Raw genomic sequence first — 23,799 nt, 5'->3', positions numbered from 1 at the left:
TTTGTTTTTTTTCAAAACGTGCTTACTTGTTGGTAAATAAGCTCAATTTCTGCTGCTTCCTGCGGCAATTTCAGTAGGTTGAACCAACGATAGCCGCGCTGCCTCGAGGTCTAGCTCCTGTTCTATTTTTCTAAGTATTTCACCGTCTAATAAACTTCCCTGACGTAGTGATTCCAATACACCACGCTCAACTACAATTAATTCTAACTGAAGCTGAATGGCCTGCTGATAAAGTTCCGCAGGACGCTCTCCAATACCCTGGGCACGTAGCGTACCATTCAATTCGTTGATTTTTAACTCATATGCATTTTTAACATAGTTCAACACGTCGTCGTGTACAGAACCGGCCGAATGGTTGGCTTCCAGATGTGTAATGGCTTGTTGGGCCATGCTACGTCGTAACCGAAGCTCTTCGCGTTTTTCGTCAATGGCCTCTCTCACTTGTAATCCCTCAATCAGCAGCGGCAACGTAAGACCCTGAATCACCAGCGTGCAAAAAATAACGATGAACGTAATAAACAAAATCAGGTCACGGCCTGGAAAAGGTGTCCCGTTGGGCAATACGTTGGGCAATGCTAGTGCACTTGCCAGCGAAACAACACCCCGCATCCCCGACCAGCTAATAATAGCGATCTGCTGCCAGGTTGGTCGTTGCTCGCGTGACCGGATTCGTTGACTCAGCCAGCGCGGCACGTAGGCCCCCGGAAACACCCAGACAATCCGGCACAAGACCGCTACCAGACTGATTAGCAGTCCATAATTAACCGCCTGCGGCAGGGTGTAGCCATTTAAATCAGCCACGATGGATGGCAGTTGCAGACCTATCAGAATGAAAACCAGCCCATTCATCAGAAACGTTACAACTTCCCAAACCGAATTCGTTTGCAGTCGGCTCTGATGGGTAAAAAACTCGGAGGTACGTACCGACAGATATAAACCGGTTGTTACTACAGCCAATACGCCCGAAATATGAAATTCTTCGGCAATCAGGTAGGAACTGTAAGGCGTCAGAAGCGTAATGGCGGTACTGCTGATGCCATCTTTACCTACCATGCGATGCACCCGAATCATGACCCAGCCAATAGCTAGCCCAAGTGCTACGCTCGCGATAGCAATACCCACAAAACGAACGCTTGCTTCCCATAACACAAACTGGTTCGTTAAGATAGCAGCAAGACTGTAACGATAAATAATCAGACTGGTGGCATCGTTCACCAGACTCTCTCCTTCCAGCACCGTTGAAATACGTTTCGGTACGGTCAGCCCTTTCATTACCGACGATGCAGCCACGGCATCGGGTGGCGAAATGATGGCTCCTAATAAATAACCCTGTGCCAGCGAAAAACCCGGAATATAGGTGTAGGCCACTAGCGCTACAATAGTTGATGTAAACAGCACCAGACCAAGCGCTAACAATGAAACCGGGCGGCTATATAGTTTTAACTCTACATTATCAATCTGCCAGGCAGCACCATACAACAAAGGAGGCAGAAAAATAAGAAAGACAACATCGGGCGATAACACAACAGGCGGCAAACCAGGTATCCAGCCAATCAACAAGCCAACAATAACCAACAGAATTGGATAAGATATACGTAGCCATCGCGAGACTACAGTCATTAACGTAGTAACGCCGAGTAGGCCAGTTATAATTTCTACTGGGTGCATGGAATAAACTAGAATGGTGACAGACTGACAACCGCATACTGGCTCCCCAAATTTGCTATACCTTTGCCGGGAGCCTATTGGCGGTTTGTTACGTAACAAAACTATTCACTATGAATTCATCAACAAGTCAACTTTCTCGCTCTATCTCAAAAAAGGGCCAGTTTGTTCCGGGTGATGAGCAACGTAACGACCTAGCTGTACATTGATAACCTGAAACGTATACAATTTTGATTCTCCCTCCTTTTTTACGTCCTGGCGATACGGTTGGTGTTGTTTCACCAGCAAGCTGGTTTCCGTATGATGAATTGGCCGATGGACTGCGGATTCTGCGCGAAGACTGGCAATTAAATGTGATCGAAGGTGAAAGCGTACAGGCAGTAGATGGACCGTTTGCCGGATCTGACAATCTCCGCCGGGCCGATTTACAACGCTTTTTTGATGACCCTTCTGTTCGGGCTATCATCACTACTCGTGGTGGATATGGTTGTTATCGTATTGCCGATGGTCTTGATTTAGCAGGCATTAAAAAACATCCAAAATGGCTCGTCGGATTCAGCGATATTACTGTGCTACTTAGCCTATTACAGCGAGAAAATATTGTCAGTCTGCATGGTCTGATGGCGCGTAATTTTGGAGGCTCAGATCGAATCGAGTCATTAGAATCGCTACGTAAGTGGCTGTTCGGCGAGCCACCCGCTCACTATACGGTTTCAAATCATCCACTTAATCGTATGGGTCGTGCAACTGGCCCACTCATTGGCGGAAATCTGACCTTGCTTATTAATTCGATTGATACGCCTACCGACCTGAGTTTTGCCGGAAAGATTCTGTTTATCGAAGAAATTGACGAAACACTTTTTTCGCTTGACCGGATGATGATGCAATTACGCAGGTCGGGGCGTCTGGCCGAGTTAGCCGGTTTGGTTGTCGGGCAATTTACCGACATGCGCATCAGCACATCCTTACCTTTCGGCAAAGACGCTTTCGAAATTATTGCCGACACGGTAGCACCCTATAACTACCCGGTTCTGTTCGATTTCCCGGCGGGACACGTACCGTACAATCTGGCGTTACCCATTGGCCATACCGTTGAATTGGTCGTACAACCCGCAAACGGACGTATCAATTTTAAGTACAAGCAAACGTAATAACGTAGCACGATTACTACGTATCCCACTATTTTCAAACAAACGTATTGATTTTCAAATCGTATGTCTTTCACTGATTCTGTTATCTGGATTACGGGAGCATCTTCCGGTCTTGGCGAAGCGATTGCGCTGGAACTGGCTCAATACAAGCCCAAACTTGTTTTATCGGCCCGGCGAAAGGACGAGTTACAACGGGTTGCTAATCAGACAGGTTTGCCCGAAAGTGACATACTGATTCTACCAATCGATATTACGGATAAGGCAATCTTACCCACGCACGTAGAAACGGTACGTCAACGATTCGGACGTATTGACTATGTGTTTCAGAATGCAGGCATTACGCAACGTAGCAGCGTAGCCGACACCAATTTCTCGGTATATGAGCAATTGATGGATGTTAATTTCTTCGGAGTCGTAGCACTTACCAAGGCAATTTTGCCAGGTATGCTAGCGCAGAAAAGTGGTCATTTCATTGTCACGAGCAGCGTAGCAGGCAAGTTAGGGACTAAATACCGCTCGGGTTATTGCGCGAGTAAACACGCTCTGCACGGTTTTTTCGACTCGCTACGTGCCGAAACGGCCCATACTGGTTTGAACGTAACAATCGTCTGCCCCGGCTACATCCGAACACCCATTTCGTTCAACGCGCTGGGTGGCGATGGTAATAAGCATAGCAAAATGGACGATAACCAGAATCAGGGAATGGCTCCTGAAGAGTTTGCCCGTCAGCTTGTTAAGGCCGTGAAACGCAAGAAGGAGGAAGTTTATATTGGAGGAAAGGAAATCTACGGCATTTACCTGAAACGGTTTCTTCCGGGTCTACTATCTACGATTCTGAAAAAACGTACTGACGTTTAACAGAAAAGCGGTTTGATACGTCCTTTTACTACGTATCAGACCGCTTTTCACTACGTTCTCAAAAACTATTTTCCGCTAGCGGTAAGTTCTTTGACAGCCGTTCCTTTACTGGCAAATTCCATATAATCGGTGGTCAAATGGCAAAGTGTTTTCATACCCAATACGAAGCAGCTTTCATCTATCTGAAAATCGGGCGTATGGTGCGATGGAACCTCTTCAACTTTTTTCCCTTTGCTCATTCCGCCCAGAAAGTAGAAGAAACCCGGTACTTTCTGCTGATAGAATGAGAAGTCTTCGGCGCCAGTCTGTACAGTGGTCAATTTCACATTATTCTTACCAGCCACTGCTTCAAGTGAGGGCGCCATCTGGTCGGTCAGTTTGGGATCGTTATACGTAACGGGGTACATGATGTCGATTTTCACATCAGCCTTTGCTCCTGCACTTTCGGCAATATTAGTCGCAATTTCGTTGATACGTCGGTGAACCAGTTTCTGATCAGTCGGGCTAAACGTCCGAATGGTACCGATCATATTAGCCTCTTCTGGAATGATATTCTGGCGAATACCGCTGTGCAGTGCACCCACCGTTACAACAGCCGGATTTTCGGTCAACGGCAGATTTCGGCTTACAATAGTCTGGAGCCCCATAACTACCTGTGCCGACGTAACAATCGGGTCAACGCTAGACCATGGAGCGGCTCCATGCGCCTGACGACCTTTAATTTTAATTGCATACGAATCAACGGCTGCCATCGTAGCACCCGGCCGGTATTTGATGGTGCCAACTTCCGTTTGCGAATTGATATGCAGACCAAAAATGGCGTCAACCTTTGGGTTTTCCAGAACTCCTTCTTTCACCATCAAAAAAGCCCCACCTTCTTCGCCTTCCGGTGCACCCTCTTCAGCAGGCTGGAAGATAAACTTAACCGTACCGCGCAGATCGCTTTTAACACTACTCAATACTTCTGCTACACCCATCAGCATCGCTACGTGTGTATCGTGCCCGCAAGCGTGCATGACACCCGTTTGCTGGTTATTGTATTCCGTTTTTACCTGCGACTTAAATGGCAGATCGACACGCTCGGTTACCGGCAGCCCATCCATATCAGCACGTAGCGCAACAACGGGGCCAGGCTTACCACCTTTCAACAAAGCAACAATACCTGTTTTTGCTACGCCCGTTTGCACCTCCATACCCAGTGATTTAAGGTGAGCCGCAATTTTGGCCGCCGTCTGAAATTCACGATTACCGAGTTCTGGGTGCTCATGAAAATCCCGACGCCACGTTACCACTTTCTTTTCCAACCCTTCGGCAAGTTTATCCATTCGGGCATTCAGGGCTGTTGTTTGCCCAACGGCATTCTGGACAGCCAGACCACCAATTGCCAGAGCAGCTATAACCGAGACGTATTTATTCATGAAAATATCCTATTTATTTATTTTTCTCATTTGTGCCCTAATTTACTAGGAGAAACGTAGAAAATATTCTTTTTCATGATTATTTGCACTCAAAATTTCCCATTTTGCCAATAGCCCTTACTATTGATTTTTCATTTCAAGTCTGATAGATCAACTGGCAAGCCATCTCTACAAATAGTCTTCTTACTATTATCCTGTTTATAGGCTTGAAATCATCTACTATCAATACAATGAATAACTAGGTTACAATTAGTTAGGCTTTCGCTTTTAGGATACCGCTATTTTCGCTTCAATATGCCGTATTCATGAAATTATCCTATTTTACTCCATCCTTGCAACGACCTATATAAACTTATCTAACCAATTCCAAATCTACCTTATCTACTGATATATAGCTTTATTACAGAATCTCACCTGTCTGAACTCTATAGAGTATTTACAATCAGCATTTCGAACAAAGCTAAAAAAAATCTCATATACGGCATTTAATGTTCCATTACTCTATAATATCTTTGTTGCGTATTTTCATTCTTTTTTATGTTAATTTAACCTTTACTCACAAATGCACAAAATTTTATTTGGAAGCTGGCTGCTTTCAATCTTGTTCTGCCTACCCGTTTTAGCGCAGGATATTACTGTAAGTGGCCGCATCACTTCATCAGACGACGGGTCTCCGCTACCAGGTGTGACCATTCAGGTAAAAGGCGAAAACCGGGGAAGTAATACGGACGCCAACGGAAATTATCGGATCAATTCACCAGCTAACGGTACGTTAATTTTCAGCTTCATCGGCTATACCTCGCAGGAAGTAGCCGTTAATAATCGCTCGGTTGTTAATGTATCGCTCATAAGCGATGCACAGCAATTGAGCGAAGTGGTGGTTATCGGTTACGGCACACAAAGCCGTCAGGATGCTACAGGAAGTATCGGATCAGTGAAAGGATCTACTATTGCCCAAATGCCGATTCAGAGCTTTGAATCGGGTCTGGCTGGGCGTACGGCTGGTGTTCAAATCACCGTTCCCAACGGTATTGTCAATAACCCGCCTGTATTCCGGATTCGGGGCACAAACTCGATTTCACTTAGCTCGTATCCCCTTATTGTTGTTGACGGTATACCTACGTTCACCGGCGACCTGGGTTCTACCAACGCACCGAGTAACCCGCTGGCCAGTATCAACCCGAACGATATTGAGAGCATGGACGTAGCGAAAGATGCTGCTGCCACAGCTATTTACGGTAGTCGCGCGGCTAATGGCGTTGTGTTTATTACAACTAAACGCGGTAAAGCCGGAAAAGTGAAAGTAACCTACGATGGATGGGTTGGCTTCGCGAATACGTATCGCTTACCTAAATTGTTGAATGCACAGGAGTATATCAACTTCAAATCATCTGCCGTTGCCAATAATCCTACAGCTTCTGCTGTACGATTTGTTCAGACCAATGATGCCAACGGTAATCCCATCGACACAAAATGGTATGACCTCATCTATCGGCAAGGTGTATCACATAGCCACAACCTGAATGTTTCGGGTGGCAGTGAAAACACAAACTATTATTTTTCAGTTGGTTATACCGATCAACAGGGGATTATTCGCAGAAATGATTTCAGTCGGATGAACGTTCTGTTTAACGTTGATAGCAAGCTCGGCAAACGAGTTACAATTGGTGGCAAAATCGCTTATTCTAATGAGAAAAACTTGTCGGCCGGAACATCTGGCTCACTGAATGGAGAGGCTTTCAATACAGCCGGTTTAGGTCGTGTTGGTCTGGTTCTTCCTCCACTACTCTCGCCATATAACAACGACGGTACGTATAACCTGAATGGTTCGGCCATCGGTTTTGCCAATAATGTGATTGGTACGTCGATTTCTTATCCTAACCCGCAACCAATGTTAGACTTAAACCGGTCTAACACTATGAATGACCACATCCAGTCGAACGCTTATTTGCAGTTTAAACCGCTGGATTGGATTACGTTAAGAAGCACATACGGTATTGATTATCTGCTGGTTGATAACGATTTATATCAGTCGCCAATCACGAGCGATGGTTATGCTTCAACAGGAAACGCGACGAGCAACTTCCGTAAATTACAAACCTGGTTGTGGACTAATACGGCTCAATTTGACCGTTCGTTTGGCGGTGCCCATAATTTCAGTCTCTTATTGGGTCAGGAGCAGCAACGTACTACGCAGGTTGGTTATGGCTTGAACCGCCAGAACATCTCTGACCCGAACTACACGGTTATTCAGGCAGGTTGGGCAACCAACAACCCTTCGAACGCTATTTTTACTGAGAACTACCTGCTTTCTGCGTTCGGTCGGTTAAACTATAATTTCAAAGAGAAATATTACCTGAGTGGTAACTTACGTCAGGATGAATTCTCGGCGTTAGGCGTGAAAAAAGGAACGTTCTATGGTCTTTCGGCTGGTTGGGAAATTGCTCAGGAAGGTTTCTGGAAATCAGCCCATCTGGATAACATCTTCAGCAGTTTCAAACTACGTGGTAGCTACGGTAAAGTCGGTAACATTGGTGGTATCAATGATTACTCACCCTATTCATTGTATGGCTCAGGTCTATACGGTGGTGTTCCAACGTTGTTTTTCCAGAATGTGGGTAACACCAACCTGAAATGGGAAACCAGTACCAAAACTGATGTTGGTATTAATTTTGGTATCCTCAACGACCGTATCACCGGCGAGATTGCCTATTACAACAACGATATCAACAACCTGATTCTGAACGTAGCACAAGCGCCATCGACGGGTATTCCAGGACCACTTGGCCCTGTTACTACGGTTGTTTATCCTCCGCAAAACGTAGGGGCTATGTATAACCGGGGGCTTGAGGTTTCGTTGAACGCTCGCGTTGTTAATACACAGGCATTCCAATGGTCGTCGAACTTCAATATTACGTTCAACAAGAACGAAGTTACTGCATTGGCTCCGGGTCTTGGCGTAATCCAAACGTCTACAGGCTCGCTGGAAACGGTTAACCAGACGGCGCCAGGTTACTCACTCGGTCAGCTTTGGGTGGTACGTACAAACGGTGTTGATCCGGCAACCGGCAAACGTATTTTCGTTAACTCGGCAGGTCAGAACGTTTACTATCAGTTCTATGCACCATCGGGTCAATTCAACTACTCGACTACACCTGACGGTACCACACGCTACGTTAGCCCAACGGGTGGCTCGTCGATTACACAGGCTGCCGATGGCGTTATGTATGCTAATGTAAACCCTAAAGTGTATGGTGGCTGGGACAACAATTTCAAGTTTAAAAACTTCGATCTGGGTGTTCTGCTGACGTATCAGTTAGGCTTCTCGGTTTACTACGGCACGAACTCCGGTTTGCACGATCAACGCTTCTGGAACAACGACCGTGACGTACTGACCGACGCATGGCAGAAAGAAGGCGATACAGGCAAAAAATATGCAAGGCCTGTATTCAACGACAATACGTCGAACGGCTCGGCTTTCCCGCTGGATATCAACGTATTCAAAGGCGATTTCCTGAAAGTTCGGTCGCTGACACTAGGCTACACACTGCCAACTTCGCTGCTTAACAAGGCAAAAATCAGTAACCTTCGGGTTTACGTAAGCGGCCAGAATCTAGCTGTATTGACCAAATATCCTGGTCCAGATCCAGAAGTTTCCTCGAACGGTATTGGTACAGGCAGCAACACCAGCCAGGGTGTCGACAGAAATACGATTGGTAATGCTCGTACTATCACGATTGGTCTGCGCGCTGGTTTTTAATTTTTGACAGAGAAAGACATCATGAAAAAGAAAATACATTATTCTATATTTTTCTGCCTGACACTGCTGGGGCTTAGCTCCTGCGACAGGAGTTTACTCAATCCAATCCCGCAGACAACAGTTCTCGATGCCCTTGCGCTAAGTACGCCGGCTCGCGTACAAAACCAGCTTCTGTCGCTCTATGGCGCCATGAAAGACGGTAATTTCTACGGCGGTCGCTACGTTATCTATGGCGATATTCGGGGTGAGGATTTCATTAACGAAACGTCGAACCTTGTAACAGGTTCTGACGTATGGGGCCTAAACGCAACCAATAGTGCAACGGCGGTAGTTAACCTCTGGTACTTTGCTTACCTGACTATCAACAAGTGCAACGTCTTTCTGGATGGCATGGCAGCCAGTGGCACAACAGTGGTTAGCGCCGATCTGGCAGCTCGTTATATTGCAGAAGCTAAATTGATTCGGGCGCTTAGCTATTATAGTCTGCTTCAGTATTATGCTCGTCCATATGCCGACGGAAACGGTAACAAACCCGGTCTTCCACTACGTTTAACCGGCATCAACAGCGTTGGCCAATCCGATCTGGCACGTAGCACCGTTGCCGAAGTGTATACGCAGATTCTGAAAGATTTGAACGAAGCAGAAGCCGGTTTGCCTGCTACGTATACAGCAAGTTCAGATAACACGACCCGTGCGCATAAGAACACAGCTATTGCGCTGAAAACCCGTGTTTATCTGACCATGCAGAACTACGCCAGTGTTATTACGGAAGCGAATAAAATTGTTAGCTCAGCCGCTCCTTTCAGAGCCGCAACAGGCGTAGCACATCAATTGCAGGCAGACATCGCAACGGTTTTCACTACGTATGCTAATACCGAATCGATTATGTCGATGCCGATGACATCGACAGCAGGCGATTTCCCAGGAACACAAAATCAGCTGGCCTATTATTACTCGCCAACGTCAGCCAATGGCGGTGTGGGCAATGCCGAATATTCATTAAATCCAAGAGGTATCATTGCGGATACAACCTGGCGTAATACCGACAAACGTCGTTCATTTATTCGGCAGACGGGAACTACAACGGTAAAAAACTGGCTGACCAAATACAAAGCTCCAAGCCCGTACACTGATTACGTTCCGGTGATCCGTTATTCTGAGGTTCTACTGAATCTGGCCGAAGCTAAGGTACGTAGCACTAACGCGATAGATGCCCAGTCTGTGGCTCTGCTTAATGCTGTTCGGAACCGTTCTGATGCGACCAAAACCTACACTGCAGCCAGCTTTGCTACGCCCACTGCACTTATCAACGCCATTTTGTTAGAGCGTCGGATTGAATTTCTGGGCGAGGGTTTGCGGAACAATGATTTGGTACGTCTGTTACAAACCATTCCGGCAAAAGGCACAGTGGGTGCCAAAGCACCTAGCGAGCCAAATTATATCTGGCCAATTTCTTCGAGCGAATTAGCTCTGAATAAACTAGCAACAGATAACTAAACGTAATATCTATTTATAAAAAAAGGCCAGGCATTGTCTGGCCTTTTTTGCGACTATCAAATAAGCTTAGATGTTAAATTTTCGTTACAGAACTTCGCAATTACACGTTCATTAAAATATTCAATTTCGTCTACCCATAATTTATCCACTATTACGCATAAGTGCTAATGACCAAATTTGCATTAAACGTTGATAAATAGCCTTATTACATAGCGCTATAGCGTATTTTTTACATACTTATACTCGTTAAACTTTTCACTGTATGGCTAGAAAAAATCTTATATATAAATAGTACCATTCCAAAGATAACAGTTATATTTGTCTCCCATTTTCGTTTTAATTTTTAATGTTTATTTAATCTTTACTCACAAATGCGGAAAGTTTTATTTGGAAGCTGGTTGCTTTCTCTACTGCTATGCCTACCCGTGCTAGCACAGGAGATAACTATAAGCGGCCGCGTCACTTCATCAGATGATGGATCACCATTACCAGGTGTAACCATCCAGCTAAAAGGCGAAAATCGTGGAACGAACACGGACGCCAACGGAAATTACAAAATCAGTGCATCGGCCAACAACACGCTGATATTTAGCTTCATCGGCTACACGAATCAGGAGGTAGCCATCGGCAACCGCACATCGGTTAACGTAGCTTTAACCGGCGATTCACAACAATTAAGCGAAGTTGTTGTAACAGGTTACGGTACTCAGCAACGTCGGGACGTAACAGGCTCAGTTGGAACCATCAAAGGCGAAGGTTTCAAAAACATTGCTATTCCTAGCTTTGACAGATACCTGCAAGGGCAAGTAGCTGGTGTTCAGGCATCGGTTCCTGGTGGTATGTTAGGTCAAGCAGCTAAGGTTCGGATTCGTGGAACAAACTCTATTTCGAACGGAGCCGATCCTCTGTACGTAGTTGATGGTCTTCCTTACATTACGGGTAACCAGGGTGCTACAACAAGCAACCCATATAACCCACTGGGCGACATTAACCCGAATGATATAGAGAGTGTTGAAGTACTGAAAGACGGTTCGGCAACAGCTATCTATGGTTCACGGGCAGCTAACGGTGTTATTCTGATAACCACCAAAAAAGGTAAAAAAGGTGCTCCACGGGTTTCGTATGATGGTTGGTTAGCTGTTGCTCAGCCTTCAAAACGTTTTGACTTAATGAACGCAAGTGAGTTCGTCACAGTCACTAACGAAAAATTAACTAATGCAGGACTGGCAGCATCTGCCTTTCCAACGTCGAATACCGCTACAGGCCAGAACTACGATACCAACTGGCAGGATATTATCCTTCGCAATGGTTTCCAGCAGAACCACGCTCTTTCGTTCAGCGGTGCTACTGATCAAACCAATTATTACTTCTCAGTGGGCTACGCCAAATTGCAGGGTAATATTATGGCCAACGATCAGACAAAATATAGCTTCCGGGCACGGGTTGATCAGAAAGCCTTCAAGGATAAAGTAACCTTTGGTCTAAATGCTTTTGTTACGCAAACAACCAACACTGGCTTGAACCAAGGTACGAACGCTCTTTCGGGTAACGTAAACGGAGCAATATATGCGTTTCCAAACGTTCCTGCTCAGTTTCCAGATGGAACCTACAACGTAGAAGGTCAGAGCTTGGGTCGCGGTGCAAACACACGGGCCATTTATGGTAACTATACGAACCAGAAGTTCGTACTTGAGAATAACATCTATAAAAATCAGAACCTGAACATTACAGGTAACGCATACGTAGATGTCGAAATCGTGAAGGGTTTAAATGCAAAAACGCAAATTGGTATCACCCACTTAGCGAATGAAGATTTTGTATATTGGAACCCTGATCATGGCGATGGATATGGCTATAAGGGCTATGTTGATCAGACATATCAGCCACAATTCCGTTATAACTGGCAGAATACATTGAGCTATAACCGCTCGTTCGGTCAGCATAAAATTGGTGCTGTAGCTGGTTACGAGTTGCAGAAGTCTACGTTCCGTTGGTTCGAAGCCAATGGACAAGGTTTGTCGGATAAATACTTCGGTACTAACAATATTATTTCAGGTTCTCTTACCAACCAGTTTATCTTTGGTTCTGCCTCTGAGCGTGCATTTGAATCAGTATTTGGCCGTGCTAACTATTCGTTCGGTGACCGGTACTTGTTAAGTGCTACTGTTCGTCAGGATAAAATTTCTTCATTACCACATGGTAATCAAGCGGCTTTGCTACCAGGTGTTTCTGTCGGCTGGCGCTTATCAGAAGAAGGTTTTCTGAAAGGAATTTCTGCGATAAGTGAATTGAAACTACGTGGTGGTTATGCACAGGTTGGTAACGTAGAAATTGGTGCTTACCCATATGCAGGTATATTTGCGGCCACTCAATATGGCGACTTAAGCGGTATTCGTTTCAACCAAGTGGGTAATAGCGACTTGAAATTCGAAACCAGTAACAAACTGAACTTCGGTATTGATGCTTCGTTCCTGTCTAACCGCATTAGCTTAACTGCTGAGTATTTCCGCAACAACATCAACAACCTGATTCTGCAAGCGCCAACTCCTCCCTCATTAGGCGTTCCTGGCCCTGGCACAAACATCAATACCATTGCCCAAAACATTGGTAAGATGTACAACCAAGGTTTTGAATTCTCGCTGAACACAGTGAATTTCCAAACCAGCGATTTCTCATGGCGCACGAACTTGAACGTTACGTTTGTTAACAACAAAATTACGCAACTAGTAAATGGTCAGGATGTACCTTCAGCTTATAACATACTTCGTGTAGGCGAGCAAATTGGTGCTTTCTTTGGCTATGTTAGTCGTGGCGTAAATGCTTCTAACGGTAATCCAATTTTCGAAAAGGCTGATGGTTCACAGGTTCAGTACCTGACAGGTAAAGTAACCACTGCTACTAATAGCTTCTTATGGGCTACGTATGATCCAGCAAACCCAAGCAACGTAGCAACTGCAGCTAACGCGCTAACACAGAGCGACAAGAAAGTTCTTGGCGTTGGTAACCCAACTTGGTATGGTGGTTTCAACAACAACTTTACATTCAAAAACTTCGACGCTTCGCTGTTCCTGACGTTTGCTGGTGGTAACAAAATTTATAACGTTACTCGGCAAGAGTTGTTGAACAACCAGGTTTTCGCTAACGCTGGTAGAGAACTGTTAAATCGTTGGACTGGAGAAGGCCAAGTAACAGACGTTCCTCGTCTATACTTCAACTCTGATGCGACGGTATTACAAACAGGAAGCCTAAACAGCCGTTTCCTCGAAAATGGTTCGTTCCTGCGTGTTCAGAACATCAGCGTTGGCTACACGCTTCCATCAGGACTGCGGAATAAAATCAAAGCCAACACGTTCCGTATCTATGCACAGATACAGAATGCTCATGTGTTCACCAAATACTCAGGTCTTGACCCAGAGCTAAGCGCGATTACGACAAGCAACCTGGCAGCCAATGCACAGCCAGGTCTGGATAACCGTACGAACCCAGTACCACGTACGTATACTGTGGGTCTTAATCTGAACTTCTAATTGACATTCTATCAATGATACAAGGACTGAAAAATCCATTAAGCTTGGGGAAAGTAGCGTCGGGGACCTTGCTGGGTGCACTGCTGCTTGTTTCTTCCTGCAAAAACTATACTGAGCTTAACCCGTTAGCTTCGCTGTCTGAAACAACGGCATTTACCTCAGCAAACAGTATTGAATTAGTTGCAAACGGTGTATATCAGGCAGCGGCTATTGGTCTTTATAATGGCGCAGCCGGTCGGGGTTATCCATTTGGTGCCGCTTCTATCCAACAGGGTGAAATGCGGGGCGAAGACATGGTGAACCTGCAAGCCTTCTATGATATTACGTACCGAGCTACATATAACACCACATCGGCCAATAATGTGAACCACTGGGAGCAATTATATGCTCTTGTCAACCAGACAAACATTCTAATCGATGGTGTTAAGAAAGCAACGGGTGTGATTACGCCAACGGCGGCTCTCCAATACGAAGCTGAAGGTCGTTTTCTGCGTGCATTGGCTCATCACGAATTGCTGATCCATTTCTGCCGGCCTTTCGCTGATGGTAATGGCTCAAAACCAGGTGTTCCTTATCGTGAAAATCCAGTAAATTCTACAGCAACAGTACAAGCAGGATTAGCACTGGATCGTGGTACGGTAGCTCAAACTTACACGAAAATTCTGGCTGACCTTGATTTCGCGGAAACGAATCTACCAGCTACTCGTTCGGCCAATGGTATTTCGCGCGCTACGTCGGGTGCTGCTATTGCCCTGAAAACTCGTATCAAGCAACACATGCAGGACTGGGCTGGCGTTATCGCTGAAGGTACCAAGCTTGGCGCTGCTGCTACTACTGGCACGTTTACGAGCCCTATTGGAGCCTATAAACTCGAAGCTAGTGTAGAAACGCCTTTTACGAGCTACCAGGCAAATGCGGAATCAATGTTCTCAATTGCAAACAGTGCTACGTCGAACGGTGGTGTAAACGGAGCTTTGCCTAGTATGTTTGGCCCTGTTTCGTTAACTGGTCGTGATCTGGTGGCTACAAGCCCGAACCTTTACAACGCTTCTTTCTGGGTAGCCGGCGATACTCGTCGTACATTATTACAGATTAAGCAGTCGACCGGAAGCTATCCGTTTTACTTTAACTACAAATACCGTCAATATGCAACCCGAGCCGACTGGGCTCCTGTTCTTCGGTATGCTGAAGTGCTGTTGAACGTAGCGGAAGCGTATTCTCGTCAAAACAACACGGCTCAAGCATTACTGCTCCTGAATGCTGTTCGTAACCGGGCAGTTCCTGCTGCTGAGCGCTTCACAGCTGCTCCTGCCGATTTAACACTGGCGATTCTAAACGAACGTCGGATTGAGTTTACCGGAGAAGGACGTCGTTGGTCAGATATTCACCGTTTGTCATTAGACACGAAATACTCGACTAACGGTATTCCTGCGAAAATTGACGTTGCGCAAGTTACAGCAGCAAGCTATGACCTAACAACTCGGCCAGTTATCGCCACCAGAATTGCCGCTATTCCTTATAACGACAACCGTTTCCTGTGGCCAATTCCAACGTCTGAAGTGTCGGTTAACCCAACACTGGCAGCACAACAGAACCCAGGTTATTAATTTTTCTGGGTATTTAAAAAAGAACCGCTCTCTAACTGGGAGCGGTTCTTTTTTTTAAGAGATGCATCATTTACCGATTCATATCCGGCATTATAATACTTACTGGCAGCTTTCAGTAAAAATGATTAGCTTAGATAAAACCTTACCACTACTATAAATGTGTTCACTAAAAAAACATTGGCTTCTTTGTCTGCTATTCACCTCATTGGCTAACGTAGCATGGGCGCAGTTACCGATACGTAATACGCGCTGGCAAGGTACACTAGCAGGTGATGTACAGGTTAGGTTAGTGTTCAGAAATGATACGTTGCTGGTAACAACACAGCCAGATAACGTAGTGCTGGAAACAATGCTCTACAGACAAACCAGCGATACGTTATACTTACAGAAGATTACGGGCCAGAGTCCCTGTGGAAGTGACATAAAAGGATTATTTCGGCTGAGCTACGATAAGAATGGCGAAACAGTGAAATGGCAGCTTATCAGCGACGATTGCCCCGAACGTAGAATGGCGCTTAGTAGCTCACCTATATTTACCCGTATCCGCCCTAACCAAAATCAACCACCAAGAAACTGGCCTTACCTCGATCCAAAAGCTGATTCGGTAGCGGGTATCAGTCTTTATCGCGCCTATGATTTGCTCAAAGGAAAGGTATCAGTTCCGGTTGTGGTCGGCGTATTGGATTCTGGGGTTGATTTAACGCACGAAGACTTGCGCGACGTAGCATGGGTGAATTCTAAGGAAAAGCCAGGCAACGATATTGACGATGATAAAAACGGCTATACCGACGACACAAACGGCTGGAATTTTATGGGTGCTAAAGATGGGACAACCTACGAATATGACCAGCCCGAAATTACTCAGACGTATGTGTTACTGAAGTCGAAATACGATAATGCAAATTCAGCGAAACTGAATGCTACTGAAAAGCGCCAATATGATACGTATCAACAAGCCAAACGGCAATTTCTCCAGCATTTCAAGGCCGACTGGCCCAAACACGTAGCGTTGTCCGATACCGTAAAATTCTGGCAGACAGCTAAGCAAATTAGTTCTCAATTACCCGATACTGTCACGTCGCAGGGGGCAATTCGAAATGTAAAGCTGGAAACAGACTCTGTAACTGCCGCCGTTCAGACGATATTAGCTGATGCGTATCTGGCTCAATACGGCTCGTTTGATCGATATATACAGTTGGTTCGTTTGAACTGGGCTCGCTTTCGGCAGATTATGGGAAGCGAGGCAGATATCGCCTATAATCCGTATTACAACCCTCGCAAAGCCGTTGGCGACGATCCAGCCAATCCAAACGAACGCTATTACGGAAGCCCGCGTATGTTGCTCGGTGATTCAGAGCAATTGGCCGTCCATGGAAGTCATGTAGCAGGCATCATAGCTGCCAAACGCGGTAATGGCCTGGGAATAGATGGCGTAGCAGATAACGTACGAATTATGCCTGTATCTGTAGTACCCTCAAATGGAGACGAACGGGATAAAGACGTAGCGAATGGCATCCGATATGCTGTTGATAACGGCGCGAAGGTTATCAATATGAGCTTCGGAAAACGGCTTTCCCCATTTAAAGAACAGGTCGACGCTGCCATCCGATATGCCGAAGAACATGACGTACTGATTGTACATTCGTCGGGAAATAACGGTGAAAACTCTGATTCCGTAGCTTCTTACCCATCGGCACGTTACGAAGGTGGAAAGCTCGCCCAGAACATATTAGTTGTTGGCAATAATACGTGGCGACTGAATGAAACGCTGCCAAGCCGCTCATCAAACTACGGGATTCAGATGGTCGATGTTTTTGCACCCGGCACCGACATTCTCTCTACGTTACCCCGCAACCGATACGCCAGTTTTTCGGGCACTAGTATGTCATCGCCTATGACGGCCGGAGTTGCAGCTTTGCTCCGCTCCTATTTTCCGCGTTTAACTGCTGTTCAGGTAAAAAATATTTTGATTAAAAGTGCGTATCGCCCCAACATTCAAGTCCGTAAACCGGGGCGGGCTGGCCAGAAAGTGAATTTTACCGAACTGAGTCGGTCGGGCGGTATTGTGAATGCATATGAAGCGGTTAAACTGATTCTGTCAGAAACGGGATTTAAATGATTTCAGAACTGCTTCGGCCTTTAGGTTTATAAGGTGGTAAAAACAAGATTTGTATAGATTGCCACCTCACAAACCTAAAGGCCGGAGCAGTTCTGACTACCAGTTTATTTCCTGTTTATCGTACCAGAATTTGCCAGTTTCGCTTTCCGAAGCTTCGGCAGCCAGCCACACAATTGTTTCCGCTCCTTTCTCTACCGGGCGGCTGGCACTCGCTCCACCCATATCGGTACGTACCCAACCCGGATCAACACAGTTTACGGTGATGTTCTTTCCTTTAAAAGCACCAGCAAATTGGCGCGTTACAGCATTGAGGGCGGTTTTTGAGATGCTATAGGCGGGTGCATAGGTATCCATATCATTTAACGCTCCTGCCCCACTCGATACGTTAATGACACGACCTCCCGATGGGCTTTTCCCCAGAAACTCAGCAAAATCCTGCGTCACCAGAATCGGTCCCATTACGTTGGCTTTCAGCGTCCGCTCTAACATCTCCACATTAAGCCGGAGAATATCTTCGCCATGATCTTCTAATACGCCCGCATTGTTGATCAATACGTCTAAGTGGTCGGCCTTTTGCGAGAACGTACCACAAGCAGTACGTATACTAACAGGGTCTGTTACGTCGAGTTGAATAAATGTGGCTTCGTAACCTTGCCCACATAATTCTTCGGCTGTTTCGCGGCCTTTCGCTATGTCGCGAGCGCCTATAAAAACGGCAAATCCCCGTTGCGCCAATTGTCGGGCTATTTCTTTACCAATTCCTTTATTTGCTCCTGTTATGAGTGCTGTGCGTTGGTGTTCCGTTTTCATAAAATCGATTAACTACATTTAGGTAGTTCTGTTGTCTACTTACTTACTCTTTACATCGCTAAAATGTTTATGAAAAATAAACCGTATGCTCAACAGTGAGACCGTTTGCTCAGAATATTCTGATTTTTTATTAATTAGCGGCTAATCTTGCAACATCCTTTTTTGAATTGCCAATATGAAACTAGTTTATTCCGTACTGTTACTCAATGTTTGTATCGCTGGTGCATCGGTTGCGCAAACCCAGCCCAAACCAGCATCGACCAGTACAAATCGGCAACAGGAGCTGTATGACCAGTATCATGGCATCAGCAAAAAATCGTCGTCAACTACTACTACCACAACAACTACATCATCGCCAGCGCCAGTTGCGAACCGGCCAACCACAGCCGAACAGTCAGCTCCAATGGTAGCTAGTCGCACTCAATCGACTGATGAATATGGTAGCACCTCAGGGGTTCGAATTGGTGTACGGGGTGGCGTTACGTATCTGGCTTATCTGGAAGAACAGCGAGGAGTTGAGTCGGCAATTGGTTTCACAGGTGGCGTTACGTTCAATTTCGGCGCAGGAACGTTATCCTTTCAGCCCGAAATCAACTATAGTCGTTATAGCCAAAAGGTGGCAATTTTGGGGACATCAACCTATGCCAATGATTTGATCGAGGTTCCTTTATTTCTCAAAATCTCATCAGGTACTTACGATGGAAATCGCTTTTTCCTGAATATAGGCCCTTACGGCGCATATCTGGCGAGTTCGAGTATTGATGGTAAGAAACGATCGTTAGAGGGTACAAGTGACCGTTTTATGTATGGAGCGGCAGCAGGTATAGGTGCTGATCTAAAGGCTGGACCGGGTCATTTCACGGTTGAAGTTCGGGGGTTATACGGACTGGGTACTATCGATTCTGGGTTCGATGCAGATTCAAAAACTATTTTAGCACAGGCTGCTATCGGCTATAAATTTCCGTTGGGCGGCCGATAAGATATTATTAAAAAGCTTTCTCATAGAGTGGGTTTTCAGAATGGCGACGACCGTTGGGCGTCGCCATTTTTGTGTTAAATTACCCCCGTTTCCGGATCTTTGATAACCCCGAAACGTCCTGTGACTTAACAGTTGGGTTACCAGAATAGACCAAGGAACTAACGCCATCGGCCGATGCTTGCAGCGATTCTGTAACATGTATATTAGCCCGGCTGGCCCCGTCGAGCTTTACGTCAGAACGGGCTATCGTTAATTTTTCAGCATCCAGATTACCTGCTCCCGACATGTGAATATCCGCTTCCGCCACGTTGCCCTGCAAACTTGCCCGCGAGCCATCACGCACAGTTAAATCAAGAGTTTTAGCCGTAATTGATGCGGTTAGTTTACTACCCGTTTCTACAGCCAGAGTAAGATTATCAGCCTGAATCGGTAAATCAGACTGCAGAGAGCTTCCTGTTCTAATCAATATCTGGTCTAACTTCGCTATATGAATCGTGACTGTAACAGTTTTTGTCTGGCGAAAATGTTTGTGTTCATCCAGCATTACGGTCAGTTCACCATTTTTTACGCTGGTTACTACGTATTCAAGCACATTACTTTCTCCTTCTACATCGACTTTACCCGCATCGCCCGTACTAATACGTACCCGCACGCCTATTCGTGCATTGAGTTTGGTAAATGCGCCAACGCTACGTTGCTGCTTTTCAATTTGTCCGTTACCAACAATGCCATCCTGCGCCCATACAGGTTGATACGTAGTGAAAACAATTAATACACAAAAGATGATTATAGTCAAGAGTCTGTTCATCTGTTTTATCGTTTTTTGTGTACTAATGATAGCATTTTGTAGGGAATGTTGCTTTCGTCGAGGGTGCAAATAAAAAAAGTGCCCATCATGAGCACTTTTATATTTCGTAGATCGTATTGTTCGGCATAGCTATATGATTAAAAAAGCAATTTCCAGCCATTAAAAAATAGATCTTTACCCGGCTGACCTGACCATTGATGCTGATCTTCTAACGTATCAGGCTCTTCTATTTCACCAACTTTATCGTCTTTCTGTACTACAATAGCCGAAATTCCCTCTTTCGCCAGTAGTCGGCAAATATCTTTCGTTGCGCTCGTAGCTCTCCCAGCGACTAGTCCTACTGTTTCTTCTTTCGTTTTCATGGCTATTGGATTTGTTGTATGTGCAAACAATTTCTTTTCTAAATTTTTAAACGCCTTCGCCCAGCGCTTTAGCGGCTTTAAATACTTGTTTTGTGAGCTGGCAAACATTCGTTTCACCAAGCACCTGCGAATACCGCGCTCCTACCCGGTCCCATGCTGCGGAGATCTCAGGCTGTATTGCTTCACCTTCATCGGTAGGATAAATTAATGTTTTCTTTCCTTCCGATTCTCTCCGAACAAGGCGTTTCTGCTCTAATTTTTCCACCAAACGAGTAATGGTCGATGGTGTAAGGCACAGTGTTCCACTCAATTCCGATGGCGTAATGCCTGGTTGGGCAACCACTTCACAAAGCATATACGCATGCGAGTAACATAAGCCAAATCGTCCGAATTCTTCGTCTCCTATTGCTGTGATGGCCCGCGCCAGAGCGTTAGCCGAAAAAAGTAGACAAGCATTATAACGTGAAGATGACTTATCTACTTCGTCGATGGCAACCGTTGTTACGTTATTCATTACGTTTACTTCTGTACTATGACTACAAAGGTAAGAATGATATTTGTATGTGCAAACAAAAGTTTAAAAAAGTACTAGGAGTGAGTATTAGGAGTTGCTGACGCTTACTTTCTCCTAATACTCGCTCCTCACTCCTAATACTAAAACCCTGCTATTTCCTTGGCAAATGGACTTCGGCCATCATGCAACGAGCCGAGCCGCCACCAAGGTTTTCGATAGTAGTTAGATCAACATGAAGTAACGTAGTATAGTCATCGAGTAAGTCGATCTGTTTGGGCGTGAGCGATTCAAAAGCCCGCGTTGACATCACCAACAACTTTTGTCCTTTTTTACTTTTGACCATCAGCATATTACCAGCAAAAGCAGCCATTTGTTCCAGCGAAATATCAATGATCCGCTTGCCTAGTTTTTCCAGTTCCTGACGTATCATGAGTCGCTCATCGGGATCGCTGATGGCCGATAGGCATACAACCGCAAACGTATCAGCAATACACATCAGTACGTTCGTGTGGTAAATGGCCTGTCCATTTGCATCGGCAGCACTGAACGTAACAGTCCGATAACCCGTTTGTCGGCCAAATTCGGCCACTACGTCGGGGTGAGTCCGTGGCGAAAGGCTCGCAAATGCCACCCGATTCATACGGTCGAGCACCAGACTACCAGTCCCTTCCAAGAATTTACCTTCTTTTTCGAAGTGAGTAAGGTCAATGATTCGTGCTACGTGAAACCGTTTCGACAAATCATCAATAATATCCTGTCGACGTTCGAGCCGGCGATTTTCGGCCTGCATTGGATATAGCACGACCGTTCCACTGGCATGAAACGAAACCCAGTTATTGGGAAAGATTGCATCAGGTGTATGCGGCTCTGTAGTGTCCTCATAAACCATTACGTTTACCCCTGTAGCTTGAAGATGGCGAGCCATTTCATCGAATTCACGCTGAGCGTCTTCCTGAGCTATATCCTTCGTTTGTGCGGCCAGCGTACTATTCTGAAACGCATTCGATTCGGCCGTTTGCTCATTAAAACCAAAGCGAACCGGGCGAATCATTAATATACGGGAAGTAGCCTGTGATTGCATAAATTATATATTCTGTGCAGTAATGACAATTCTAAATTGAGTCCAAGTTACGCAAAAGCCGGGTTAGGTACGTATTCCTTTATCGCCAAAATCATATTTCATCGCGTAAAAGTGGCAAACTCATGCAGTGCGACCCTCCCCGAGCACGGCTAAGTTCGGCCGATGGAAGCATAATCAATGTATTCTCAATAGTTTCGGGCGATGCCTTTCCCCGCTCGAAACGGTCTAGTAATTTGGCCGCACCGATCACTTCAAAACCGGCAGCCCGGAATGCCTCAGCCGTTTTATCATTTCGGTCATAACCAATAACAACCCCGTCTTTTAGAGCCAGCAAATTGCAGGAATCCGTCCATTGTTCGCGGGCGCCAAACGGAAATTCATTATTGCCCGAATAAATAAACTGGACAGGCTCAGTTGCGCCAAGATCATTTTTACTGATGTCGGCCAGTAAATCCTCCAGATTTTCAATTTCTATAGGCTTATGTTCCAAGCCCTTAATGAATTGCAGGATTTTCAGATCTTCCGATACGTCGGTTGGGGCAAAAAAGTGGATTACGTCGCGTTTTTTCGCTTCATCGCCCGTACGCGCCAGTGCGCCAAGCAGCACCCACATATTACGTTTGACCTGTGTAAAAATGGTATCAATATGCATATAATCCCGTTTTTTCGGAATTTTTATGATCGTTACCGTATCAACCAGATTTTTGCTAAAGACAAGACGCATTACCTGCTGAGCAGCATATAACGTAGTACGTTCGCTCACCCCAATGAGCAGGTGTCGTTTCGAAATCATCATTACGTCTCCCCCTTCCAGTGTTGAGCGGGTTACGTCGCGGTTTGTGTCGGAATCGGGCAGCAGAAAAGCGTGTTCGTTGTCAGGAATCTCAATAATTTTATCCTGATAACCAGCAAATAATGGATGATTAAAGAAAATGTATTGCGTTAGTAAAGCTTCTCGAGTACGGGCCAGTTTTGCAGGTTTGTTCAGCAGGATGTGATCATTAATAACAATGCCAATGTCGCGCGTAAAAATGAAATTCGGCAATGGTGCAAAAAGCATTGTCAAATCGGGCAGTGAACCCGAAATCATGATTTTGGCCAGCTCGTTGGGGTCGTACTCATTGAGTTGCTGCTGGGTCCGAAATGAAGTTCGTTCGATACCACAAATAGCTGCAATCAGGCGAATACGAATCGTATCATCAGCCAAAATATCGGCCAGTAACGACTGCACATCGATAACCTTATCGGAACGAAAATAGTCGGGATTATCGGGCTTGAAAAAGGCTCGATCAGAACCGGGATTCAGGGCACTGATTTTCCCTTTGATTTTATCTGAGTCCAGAAAATATAACAGAAGCTTAACGTAGTAATCGTACTCATCCCGGCGCATCATGTCGAGATGGACAATATCTTCAAAGAGCCAGTCCTGTGCTTTCGACGGTACCACTTTCCCCAATCCACGATCAGGACTGTGAATTAAGAGTCGACGAAGGGTACCAATTTCAGAAGAAACCTGAATAGAAAGTGATGATGGGTTAATCAGAACATTATCGGCCATTGACAATTTGGTAAAGACAATTGATACGTATCTAACGTACTTCCTCGGTTAATGCAAGGTACAGCTTTGCCAATAGAAATGAAAT

Annotated in this window: 16 protein-coding genes; 8 read left to right on the top strand and 8 right to left on the bottom strand. The window is 45.5% G+C overall.

Annotated features, from left to right (window positions below):
- Positions 1–42: 42 nt before the first annotated feature.
- Positions 43–1,668, bottom strand: coding sequence for a Na+/H+ antiporter (locus ACYVD4_RS10600; RefSeq protein WP_460945274.1), 1,626 nt, complete (start codon positions 1,666–1,668; stop codon positions 43–45).
- Between the two features lie 227 nt (positions 1,669–1,895).
- On the opposite strand from ACYVD4_RS10600, the gene ACYVD4_RS10595 reads away from it, so the two are divergent.
- The gene (locus tag ACYVD4_RS10595) at positions 1,896–2,816 is read left to right on the top strand and encodes a S66 peptidase family protein (protein WP_460945272.1); all 921 of its coding nucleotides are present in this window, start codon (positions 1,896–1,898) and stop codon (positions 2,814–2,816) included.
- A gap of 63 nt (positions 2,817–2,879) precedes the next feature.
- Positions 2,880–3,674: an SDR family oxidoreductase gene (locus ACYVD4_RS10590; protein WP_460945270.1), complete on the top strand. Its 795-nt coding sequence runs from the start codon at positions 2,880–2,882 to the stop codon at positions 3,672–3,674.
- Positions 3,675–3,739: 65 nt separating this feature from the next.
- On the opposite strand, the gene ACYVD4_RS10585 is transcribed toward ACYVD4_RS10590, so the two are convergent.
- Complete coding sequence (locus tag ACYVD4_RS10585) at positions 3,740–5,092, bottom strand: amidohydrolase (protein ID WP_460945268.1); 1,353 nt, start codon at positions 5,090–5,092, stop codon at positions 3,740–3,742.
- A 562-nt stretch (positions 5,093–5,654) separates the two neighbouring features.
- Between ACYVD4_RS10585 and ACYVD4_RS10580 the strand changes: the two genes are divergently transcribed.
- From ACYVD4_RS10580 to ACYVD4_RS10560, 5 genes are all read left to right on the top strand, one after another.
- The gene (locus ACYVD4_RS10580) at positions 5,655–8,852 is read left to right on the top strand and encodes a SusC/RagA family TonB-linked outer membrane protein (RefSeq protein ID WP_460945266.1); all 3,198 of its coding nucleotides are present in this window, start codon (positions 5,655–5,657) and stop codon (positions 8,850–8,852) included.
- A gap of 21 nt (positions 8,853–8,873) precedes the next feature.
- On the top strand, positions 8,874–10,349 hold the full coding sequence (locus ACYVD4_RS10575) for a RagB/SusD family nutrient uptake outer membrane protein (RefSeq protein WP_460945264.1): 1,476 nt from the start codon (positions 8,874–8,876) through the stop codon (positions 10,347–10,349).
- Positions 10,350–10,720: 371 nt separating this feature from the next.
- Positions 10,721–13,876, top strand: a complete 3,156-nt coding sequence (locus ACYVD4_RS10570) for a SusC/RagA family TonB-linked outer membrane protein (RefSeq protein WP_460945262.1) — start codon at positions 10,721–10,723, stop codon at positions 13,874–13,876.
- 14 nt (positions 13,877–13,890) lie between these two features.
- On the top strand, positions 13,891–15,483 hold the full coding sequence (locus tag ACYVD4_RS10565) for a RagB/SusD family nutrient uptake outer membrane protein (protein WP_460945260.1): 1,593 nt from the start codon (positions 13,891–13,893) through the stop codon (positions 15,481–15,483).
- A gap of 157 nt (positions 15,484–15,640) precedes the next feature.
- A complete protein-coding gene (locus ACYVD4_RS10560; protein WP_460945258.1) occupies positions 15,641–17,602 on the top strand; it encodes a S8 family serine peptidase in 1,962 nt (653 codons plus the stop codon).
- Positions 17,603–17,698: 96 nt separating this feature from the next.
- On the opposite strand, the gene ACYVD4_RS10555 is transcribed toward ACYVD4_RS10560, so the two are convergent.
- Positions 17,699–18,412 carry an SDR family oxidoreductase gene (locus ACYVD4_RS10555; RefSeq protein WP_460945256.1) on the bottom strand — a complete coding sequence of 238 codons (714 nt, stop codon included), beginning with the start codon at positions 18,410–18,412 and terminating at the stop codon, positions 17,699–17,701.
- Between the two features lie 175 nt (positions 18,413–18,587).
- On the opposite strand from ACYVD4_RS10555, the gene ACYVD4_RS10550 reads away from it, so the two are divergent.
- Positions 18,588–19,391, top strand: coding sequence for a porin family protein (locus tag ACYVD4_RS10550; protein WP_460945254.1), 804 nt, complete (start codon positions 18,588–18,590; stop codon positions 19,389–19,391).
- 79 nt (positions 19,392–19,470) lie between these two features.
- Here ACYVD4_RS10550 and ACYVD4_RS10545 read toward each other — a convergent pair whose 3' ends face one another.
- From ACYVD4_RS10545 to ACYVD4_RS10525, 5 genes are all read right to left on the bottom strand, one after another.
- Positions 19,471–20,199 (bottom strand): head GIN domain-containing protein, encoded by a 729-nt coding sequence (locus ACYVD4_RS10545; protein WP_460945252.1) that lies wholly within the window; start codon positions 20,197–20,199, stop codon positions 19,471–19,473.
- A 137-nt stretch (positions 20,200–20,336) separates the two neighbouring features.
- Positions 20,337–20,561 carry a hypothetical protein gene (locus ACYVD4_RS10540; protein WP_460945250.1) on the bottom strand — a complete coding sequence of 75 codons (225 nt, stop codon included), beginning with the start codon at positions 20,559–20,561 and terminating at the stop codon, positions 20,337–20,339.
- A gap of 46 nt (positions 20,562–20,607) precedes the next feature.
- Positions 20,608–21,075 (bottom strand): MarR family winged helix-turn-helix transcriptional regulator, encoded by a 468-nt coding sequence (locus ACYVD4_RS10535; protein WP_460945248.1) that lies wholly within the window; start codon positions 21,073–21,075, stop codon positions 20,608–20,610.
- A gap of 151 nt (positions 21,076–21,226) precedes the next feature.
- Positions 21,227–22,156, bottom strand: a complete 930-nt coding sequence (ctlX, locus tag ACYVD4_RS10530; RefSeq protein WP_460945246.1) for a citrulline utilization hydrolase CtlX — start codon at positions 22,154–22,156, stop codon at positions 21,227–21,229.
- Positions 22,157–22,247: 91 nt separating this feature from the next.
- The gene (locus ACYVD4_RS10525) at positions 22,248–23,714 is read right to left on the bottom strand and encodes an arginine deiminase family protein (protein ID WP_460945244.1); all 1,467 of its coding nucleotides are present in this window, start codon (positions 23,712–23,714) and stop codon (positions 22,248–22,250) included.
- Positions 23,715–23,799 lie beyond the last annotated feature (85 nt).

It is taken from the genome of Spirosoma daeguense (assembly GCF_054776875.1).
Note: the sequence above shows the minus strand (reverse complement) of the source record. Positions and strands in the feature narration are given on the sequence as shown.